The organism is Streptomyces sp. AA4, assembly GCF_000158875.1.
Classification (GTDB): domain Bacteria; phylum Actinomycetota; class Actinomycetes; order Mycobacteriales; family Pseudonocardiaceae; genus Amycolatopsis.
Genome location: NZ_GG657746.1, coordinates 5,823,230 through 5,830,940, shown reverse-complemented (window position 1 = coordinate 5,830,940; position 7,711 = coordinate 5,823,230). Strand labels below are relative to the sequence as shown.

Annotated in this window: 5 protein-coding genes; 1 reads left to right on the top strand and 4 read right to left on the bottom strand. The window is 69.4% G+C overall.

Annotation, left to right across the window (positions count from 1 at the left end; genetic code table 11):
* Positions 1-15: 15 nt before the first annotated feature.
* The 4 genes from SSMG_RS26650 to SSMG_RS26635 form a co-directional block, all read right to left on the bottom strand.
* Positions 16-2,328, bottom strand: coding sequence for an FdhF/YdeP family oxidoreductase (locus tag SSMG_RS26650; RefSeq protein WP_037714953.1), 2,313 nt, complete (start codon positions 2,326-2,328; stop codon positions 16-18).
* A gap of 46 nt (positions 2,329-2,374) precedes the next feature.
* Positions 2,375-3,718: an MFS transporter gene (locus SSMG_RS26645; protein WP_050788288.1), complete on the bottom strand. Its 1,344-nt coding sequence runs from the start codon at positions 3,716-3,718 to the stop codon at positions 2,375-2,377.
* 71 nt (positions 3,719-3,789) lie between these two features.
* Positions 3,790-4,236: a MarR family winged helix-turn-helix transcriptional regulator gene (locus SSMG_RS26640; protein ID WP_037714950.1), complete on the bottom strand. Its 447-nt coding sequence runs from the start codon at positions 4,234-4,236 to the stop codon at positions 3,790-3,792.
* Positions 4,237-4,584: 348 nt separating this feature from the next.
* On the bottom strand, positions 4,585-4,923 hold the full coding sequence (locus SSMG_RS26635) for a hypothetical protein (RefSeq protein ID WP_009081113.1): 339 nt from the start codon (positions 4,921-4,923) through the stop codon (positions 4,585-4,587).
* A gap of 60 nt (positions 4,924-4,983) precedes the next feature.
* Between SSMG_RS26635 and SSMG_RS26630 the strand changes: the two genes are divergently transcribed.
* A complete protein-coding gene (locus SSMG_RS26630) occupies positions 4,984-7,611 on the top strand; it encodes a valine--tRNA ligase (RefSeq protein WP_009081111.1) in 2,628 nt (875 codons plus the stop codon).
* Positions 7,612-7,711 lie beyond the last annotated feature (100 nt).

The following is a 7,711-nucleotide window of genomic DNA, read 5'->3' as shown; positions in this document are numbered from 1 at the left end:
CCACTCACGACTAGGTCACCCGTGGTTATGCGACTCCAGCCGAATCACGACGGCCTTCGACACCGGCGTATTCGACTTCTCCGCGACGGAATCCAGCGGCACCAAAGCATTCGCCTCCGGGAAGTACGCCGCCGCACACCCGCGAGCCGTCGGATAAGCCACGGCGCGGAAGCTCGGCGCCCGCCGCTCCCCGTCCCGCCATTCCGAGACCAGGTCCACGATCTCCCCGTCCGCAACGCCAAGCGCGGTCAGGTCATCCGGGTGCACGAACACCACCCGGCGCCCGTCCTCGATGCCTCGGTAGCGGTCGGACAGGCCGTAGATCGTAGTGTTGTACTGGTCGTGGCTGCGCAGCGTCTGCAGCAGCAACCGGCCTTCGGGCACCGAGGGGTATTCCAGCTCCGACACGGTGAATGTGCCCTTGCCGGTCGCCGTGCCGGTGAATTCCCGCGAGTCGCGCGGTGCGTGCGGCAGCACGAAGCCGTCCGGTTCGCGGACCCGCTGGTTGTAGTCGTGGCAGCCCGGCACCACCGCGGCGATGCGGTCGCGGATCAGGTCGTAGTTCTTCTCGAACGACCGCCACGGCACCGGGTGGTCGGCGCCGAGCAGCCGCTCCGCCAGCCGGCACACGATGGCGACCTCGGACAGCAGCTGGTCGCTCGCCGGGGCCAGCCGGCCGCGCGAGGCGTGGACCTGCGACATCGAATCCTCGACCGTCACGAACTGGCGGCCGGATTCCTGCTCGTCGCGTTCCGTGCGGCCGAGCGTCGGCAGGATCAGCGCGGTGCGGCCGGGGACGACGTGCGAACGGTTGAGCTTCGTCGACACGTGCACGGTCAGCGAGCACGACCGCAGCGCGTCCGCGGTCCGGTCCGAATCCGGGGTGGCCGAGGCGAAATTGCCGCCCATCGCGAAGAACACCTTGCCGCGTCCGTCGAGCATCGCGCGGATCGAGTCGACGGTGTCCCAGCCGTGTTCGCGCGGCACGGTGATGCCGAACTCGCGGTCGAGCGCGTCCATGAACGTCTCGGGCATCTTCTCCCACACGCCCATGGTGCGGTCGCCTTGCACGTTCGAATGGCCGCGCACCGGGCACAGGCCCGCGCCCGGCTTGCCGATCATCCCGCGCACCAGCGCCAGGTTCACCACCTCGGCGATCGTCGGCACGGCGTGCTTGTGCTGGGTCAAACCCATCGCCCAGCAGTAGATCGTGCGCTCGGACGTCGCGATCATCCGCGCGATGCGCTCGATCTGCTCGCGGGCCAGGCCGGTCGCCTTCTCGGTCTCCGGCCAGTCGATCTCGCGCAGCTGCTTGGCCCAGTCCTCGAAGCCGTGCGTGGACTTCTCCACGAACTCCCAGTCCACAATGGACCCCGGAGCGGCGTCCTCCCACTGCAGCAGCAGATGCCCGACCGCCTGGAACAGCGCGAGGTCGCCGCCGAGCCGGATCTGCGCGAACTCGTCGGCCAGCGGCGTGCCCTTGCCGACGACGCCGCGCACGTTCTGCGGGTTCTTGAACCGCATCAGCCCGGCTTCGGGCAGCGGGTTGACCGCGAGGACCTTCGCGCCGCGGCCCTTCGCCTCCTCCAGCGCGGACAGCATGCGCGGGTGGTTCGTGCCCGGGTTCTGCCCGACGACCACGATCAGGTCGGCCTGGTGGAGGTCGGCCAGCGACACCGAACCCTTGCCGATGCCGGTGGTCGCCGAAAGCGCCGCGCCGGACGATTCGTGGCACATGTTCGAGCAGTCCGGCAGGTTGTTCGTGCCGAACGAGCGGACCAGCAGCTGGTACACGAACGCGGCCTCGTTGCTGGTGCGGCCGGAGGTGTAGAAAATCGCCTCGTCCGGGCTCGCCAGGCCGCGCAGCTCGCCGGCGATCAGGCCGAACGCGTCGTCCCAGGAGATCGGCTCGTAGTGCGAAGCGCCTTCGCGCAACACCATCGGCTCGGTGAGCCGGCCCTGCTGGCCCAGCCAGTAGTCGGTGCGCTCGTTCAGCTCCGACACCGGATGCGCGGCGAAGAACTCCCGGCCGACCCGGCGTTTCGTCGCCTCCTCGGCGACCGCCTTCGCGCCGTTTTCGCAGAACTCCGCCATTTTGCGCTTCTCGCCGTCGGCCTGCCGCGGCTCCGGCCACGCGCAGCCCGGGCAGTCGAAGCCGTCTCGCTGGTTCAGCAGCCGCAGCGTGCGCGCGGTGCGGACCGGGCCCATCTGCTCCACCCCGCGCGCCAGCGAAACCGCGACTCCCGGGATTCCGGCCGCCCAGCCTTTCGGCTTGCCCACTTCGAGGCGGGCTTCGTCCACGTCACCAGTCGGAGCTTCGCGAGTCATGGGCACATCGTCCGCCTTTGCCGTGCGGAACCCAAGACGGGGGTCGTCACATCGCCTCCTGCCGCTCGCGTTCGCGGCGTTCGGCCCGCAGCAGCGCGCGGTCCGCGGCGGTCACGATCAGCAGCAACCCGCTGGTCACGATCAGCACGACGGCCAGCCGGTGCAGCCCGCCGGAATCGGCGTGCCCGCCATAGCACTGGGCGATGACCGTGGCCGCGACTATCGCGCCGAGGTATTGCGCGGTCCGGAAGAGACCGCTCGCGGTGCCCATCGTCTCGGCCGGAGTCTCGCGGTAGAGCGTCGTCTGGTTGGCGACGCTGGTGAGCCCTTGGGCCAGGCCGAACACGGCGGCGAGCACGAGCAGCCAGATCAACGCGGTGCCGTCGTCGACGAACAGCAGCGCGGCCGATCCGCCCAGCAGCGCGGCGCCGACCAGCAGCAGCCGCAGCCGGACGCCGGTGGGCCGGCCGGACAGCGCGGCCGCGCCGACGGCGACCCCGGACATCGGCAGGAGCAACAGCCCGGCGACGGATTCGGCGAACCCGCGTGCCTCCTCGAGCCACTGCACGTAGCCGAACATGATCGTGTAGATCGCCAGGAAACTCAGTGCCTGCCGCAAATACGTGCGCAGCACCGGACCGTTCGCGGCGAGCATCCGCAGGTCGATGAACGGCTTCCGGGCGCGCAGTTCGACCCGCACGAACAACCCGCCGAGCACGAGCGCAGCGGCCAGCAGCCACAGATCGCCGATGCCGGGCTCCATCAGGTAGCACAGCAATACCAGCAGCGCGGCGGAAAACAGCGCGATCCCGGCGACGTCGATCCGCTCGGCCGGTTTCTCCGCCGGGGTGTCCTTGGGGACCCACCACAGGGTCAGCACGAGGGAAATCCCGGCCAGCGGCAGGTTCACCGCGAAGATCGCCGGCCAGCCGAAGAGCGCGATCAGCACGCCGCCGAGCGTCGGGCCGATCACCATGACGGTCTGTGCGGACATCGCGAGCACGGACAGCACCCGCGCGGGAACGCCTTCGCCGATCTGGTCGGCGCGCCGCCGCAGCACGGCCATCGCGGCCGGGAACCCGGCGCAGGTGCCGATGCCGAGCACCGCTCTCACGCCGGTGAGCCATTCGACCGAGATCGGGATCATCCCGGCGACTCCGGCCACCATCACGACGGACGCGCCGCCGAGCAGCACGCGCCGCGCGCCGTAGCGGTCGACGAGCAGTCCGACGACCGGCTGCCCGACCGCGGTGGCCAGGTACAACGAGGAAATCAGCCAGGCCGTGCGGCCCGGTCCGGCGCCGAACGCCTGTCCGATCGGGACGAGCGCGACGGCGATGAGCGTGGAGTTGATCGGGTTCAGCACGGCGCTCGCGACCAGCGGGGTCACCAGGCGCGCGCCGAAGCGGGATTTCGCGGGGGCGGTCGCGGTGTTCGTCAGTGCTCCTCAGGTTCAGGGGGTCAGCGCTGGGCGATCCGCTGCAGCAAGGGCAGCGCGCGCCGGACCGTTTCGAGTTCGTCCTCGGTCAGTTCGTCCGCCAGCGCGGCGGCGAGCCATTCGTCGCGGTGCTGCCGGATCCCGATGACGGTCTTCTCGCCGAGATCGGAGAGCGAGATCACGACGCGCCTGCCGTCGGCGGGATCGCGCGTGCGGTTCAGGTAGCCGAGCGAGTCGAGCACGCCGAGCGTCGCGGCCATGGACTGCTGCCGGACGTGCTCCGCGGCGGCCAGTTCGGCCTGGGTCCCGGGACCTTCCCGGTGCAGCCGGTTGAGCACCGCGGTCTGGGTCGGCGTGAGGATCTCCGCGTTGTCGACCTGCCGCAGCCTGCGGTGCAGCTGGCCGACGACGCCGCGGAGACAGCCCGCGGACTCGGCGACGCGCGGCGGGACGGAGGGGGCTTCGGACATAAGCACAGTCTAGCCTGTTGAGTCCGGCCTGTGCATCCTGCGCGGGGGCTGGGCCGGGCGAGCCTGGTCACGATGGCCGCAGGACCTGGTTGACCTTCCGTCGCCGGGCGCTCGCGGTGAGTGCGGCCATGCGGCGGCCGTCGCTGGCGGCGGCACTCGGCTGTGCGGCACCGGTTCGGCCAGCAGTTTGGTGCCCTATTCGCCGGGTGCCCGCGGCGGAGAGAATTACTCAGCCTGTTCCGAGGGGAGCCGCGAAATCGCCGTCGCGAAGTCGCTCGCGATCAAGGTCGCCCGGGCTGGTGACGGTGAAAAACATCGCGGACAACGCCGCGATCCTGAAGCCCGCTCCTAGAAGAGCTGCTGGCTGCTGGTCTCCGCCGAGGAGCCGAGGCCGTACCCGATCATCCGGTCGTTGACCCCGATCGGCTGAACTTGGTGCACCACGACCGCCGCCGCGAGCAGGAGCACGAGACCGACGATCGCCGCGATCCCGGGCCAGCGGCTCGGGGCCGCGCCGCCGCGGCCGTAGACCGGGGACGGAGCGTTGCGCCGTTCGTGCTTGCGCCGCTTCTTCAGGTCCTTCTTGGCGCCGAGCCACGCGTCCCGCTGGGCGTGCTTGCGCCACTCCGGGTCCATGAGGTCCGGATGGGTTTCCATCCGGTCGTCCGGATCCTCCGGCCGAGTCATCGGCGCACCGCCTTTCCCCCTGCGTAACCCCGCCGCGGCGGGTTCGTAGACTTGTCCATTGTGACCGAGAACGCTCCGCAGCAGAAAACCGACCTTCCGGGTGCCTGGGACCCGGCCGCCGAGGAAGCCCCGATGTACGACCGCTGGGTAGCGGCCGGGTACTTCACGGCCGACGCCTCGTCGGACAAGCCGCCGTTCTCGATCGTACTGCCGCCGCCGAACGTCACCGGCAGCCTGCACATGGGCCACGCGCTCAACCACACCCTGATGGACGCGATGAGCCGTCGCCGCCGGATGCAGGGCTACGAGGTGCTGTGGCTGCCGGGCATGGACCACGCGGGCATCGCGACGCAGAACGTCGTCGAGCGCCAGCTGGCCGGCGAAGGCCTGTCGCGGCACGACCTGGGCCGCGAGAAGTTCGTCGAGCGGGTCTGGGAGTGGAAGGCCGAGTACGGCGGCAAGATCCTCGGCCAGATGAAGCGGCTCGGCGACGGCGTCGACTGGTCGCGCGAGCGCTTCACCATGGACGAGAACCTGTCCAAGGCCGTCCAGACGGTGTTCAAGAACTTCTACGACGCGGGCCTGATCTACCGCGCCGAGCGCATCATCAACTGGTGTCCGCGCTGCCAGACGGCGCTGTCGGACATCGAGGTCGACCACAGCGACGACGACGGCGAACTCGTGTCGATCCGCTACGGCGACGGCGACGCCTCGATCGTCGTGGCCACCACGCGCGCGGAGACGATGCTCGGCGACACCGCGGTGGCCGTGCACCCGGACGACGAGCGCTACACGCACCTGGTCGGCACCGAGATCGAACTGCCGCTGACCGGACGGAAGATCCCGGTGGTCGCGGACCGGCACGTCGACCCGGAGTTCGGCACCGGCGCGGTCAAGGTGACCCCGGCGCACGACCCGAACGACTTCGAGATCGGCCGCCGCCACGACCTGCCGATGCTGACCGTGATGAACGAGCGCGCCGAGGTCACCGTGCCCGGTCCGTTCGAAGGCCTCGACCGGTTCGAGGCGCGTCCCGCGGTGGTCGCCGCGCTGCGCGAGCAGGGCCGGATCGTCGCGGAGAAGCGGCCGTACGTGCACGCGGTCGGCCACTGCTCCCGCTGCGACACGGTGGTCGAGCCGCGGCTGTCGCTGCAGTGGTGGGTCAAGGTCGCCGAGCTGGCCAAGGCCGCGGGCGACGCGGTGCGCGACGGGCGGACGAAGATCCACCCGGCGGAGCTGGAGAAGCGGTACTTCGACTGGGTCGACAACATGCACGACTGGACGATTTCGCGCCAGCTGTGGTGGGGGCACCGGATCCCGGTCTGGTACGGGCCGGACGGCGAGGTCGTGTGCGTGGGCCCGGACGAGCAGCCGCCGTCCGGCGAGGGCTGGACGCAGGATCCGGACGTGCTCGACACCTGGTTCTCGTCCGGGCTGTGGCCGATGTCGACCATGGGATGGCCGGAGGAGACCGCGGATCTCGCGAAGTTCTATCCGACCAGCGTGCTGTCCACCGGGTACGACATCCTGTTCTTCTGGGTGGTCCGGATGATGATGTTCGGCGTGCAGGAGATGGACGGCAAGCAGCCGTTCGACCATGTCTATCTGCACGGGCTGATTCGCGACGCCAACGGCAAGAAGATGTCCAAGTCGCGCGGGAATGTGATCGACCCGCTGGAGTGGATGGACGCTTACGGGGCGGATGCCACCCGGTTCACGCTGGCTCGCGGGGCCAACCCGGGCGCGGACATGGCGTTGGCCGACGAATGGGCTGCCGGGTCTCGTAACTTCTGCACGAAGCTGTGGAATGCCAGCAAGTTCGCGATGATGAACGGGGCGACGGCTGACGGGGAGTTGCCGCCCGCTGCCGAGCTGACCGAGTCGGATCGGTGGATTCTCGGGCGGCTCGCCGCGCTGGTGTCCGAAGTGGACGGGTTGTTCGAGGACTTCCAGTTCGCCAAGGTCGCCAATGCGCTGTACCAGTTCACGTGGAACGAGTTGTGCGACTGGTATCTGGAGCTGGCCAAGGTTCAGCTGTACCAAGGGGATTCCGCGCGGGTCGAGGCGACGCGGAAGGTGCTTGGGCAGGTGCTGGACACGGTGCTGCGGTTGCTGCATCCGTTCATCCCGTTTGTCACGGAGAAGCTGTGGACTGCCTTGACCGGGGGCGAGTCGTTGGTGATCGCGGCTTGGCCGTCGGCGGTCGAGGGGTATGCGGATCCGGTTGCCGACGCTCGGGTCGCTGATGTGCAGAAGCTGATTACCGAGATTCGGCGGTTCCGGGCTGATCAAGGGCTGAAGCCGGGGCAGAAGGTTGCCGCTCGGCTGGCCGGGGACGGGTTCCCGGCTGGGCATGAGGCCGGGATTCGGTCGTTGGTGCGGCTTACTGAGCCGGAGGACGGGTTCTCGGTCAGCGCTTCTCTGGAGGTCGCGCTGGGTGGCGGCGTGGTGACGGTGGAGTTGGATACTTCCGGCACTATCGACGTCGCGGCTGAGCGGAAGCGGTTGGAGAAGGACCTTGGGGCTGCGCGGAAGGAATTGGCGCAGACTGAGGGGAAGCTGGGGAACGAGGCGTTTATTGCCAAGGCGCCGGAGCAGGTGATCGAGAAGATCAAGGTGCGGCGGGAGACCGCGGTGGCGGATATCGGGCGGATTGAGGCTCGGTTGGCTGCGTTGCCTGCTTCCTGACGGGGCCTGTCTGCTCGGCTCGTCGCCTGGCGGCGACATTGCCGGTGAGTGGTTGCGTGGGGCACCCCGAGAGCCGATTGTGCTGACGGTTCGGGGGTGC

Coding starts and splice junctions, on each gene's coding strand:
- SSMG_RS26650 (WP_037714953.1), bottom strand. CDS start 2,328: ATGACTCGCGAAGCTCCGACTGGTGACGTGGACGAAGCCCGCCTCGAA.
- SSMG_RS26635 (WP_009081113.1), bottom strand. CDS start 4,923: ATGACTCGGCCGGAGGATCCGGACGACCGGATGGAAACCCATCCGGAC.
- SSMG_RS26640 (WP_037714950.1), bottom strand. CDS start 4,236: ATGTCCGAAGCCCCCTCCGTCCCGCCGCGCGTCGCCGAGTCCGCGGGC.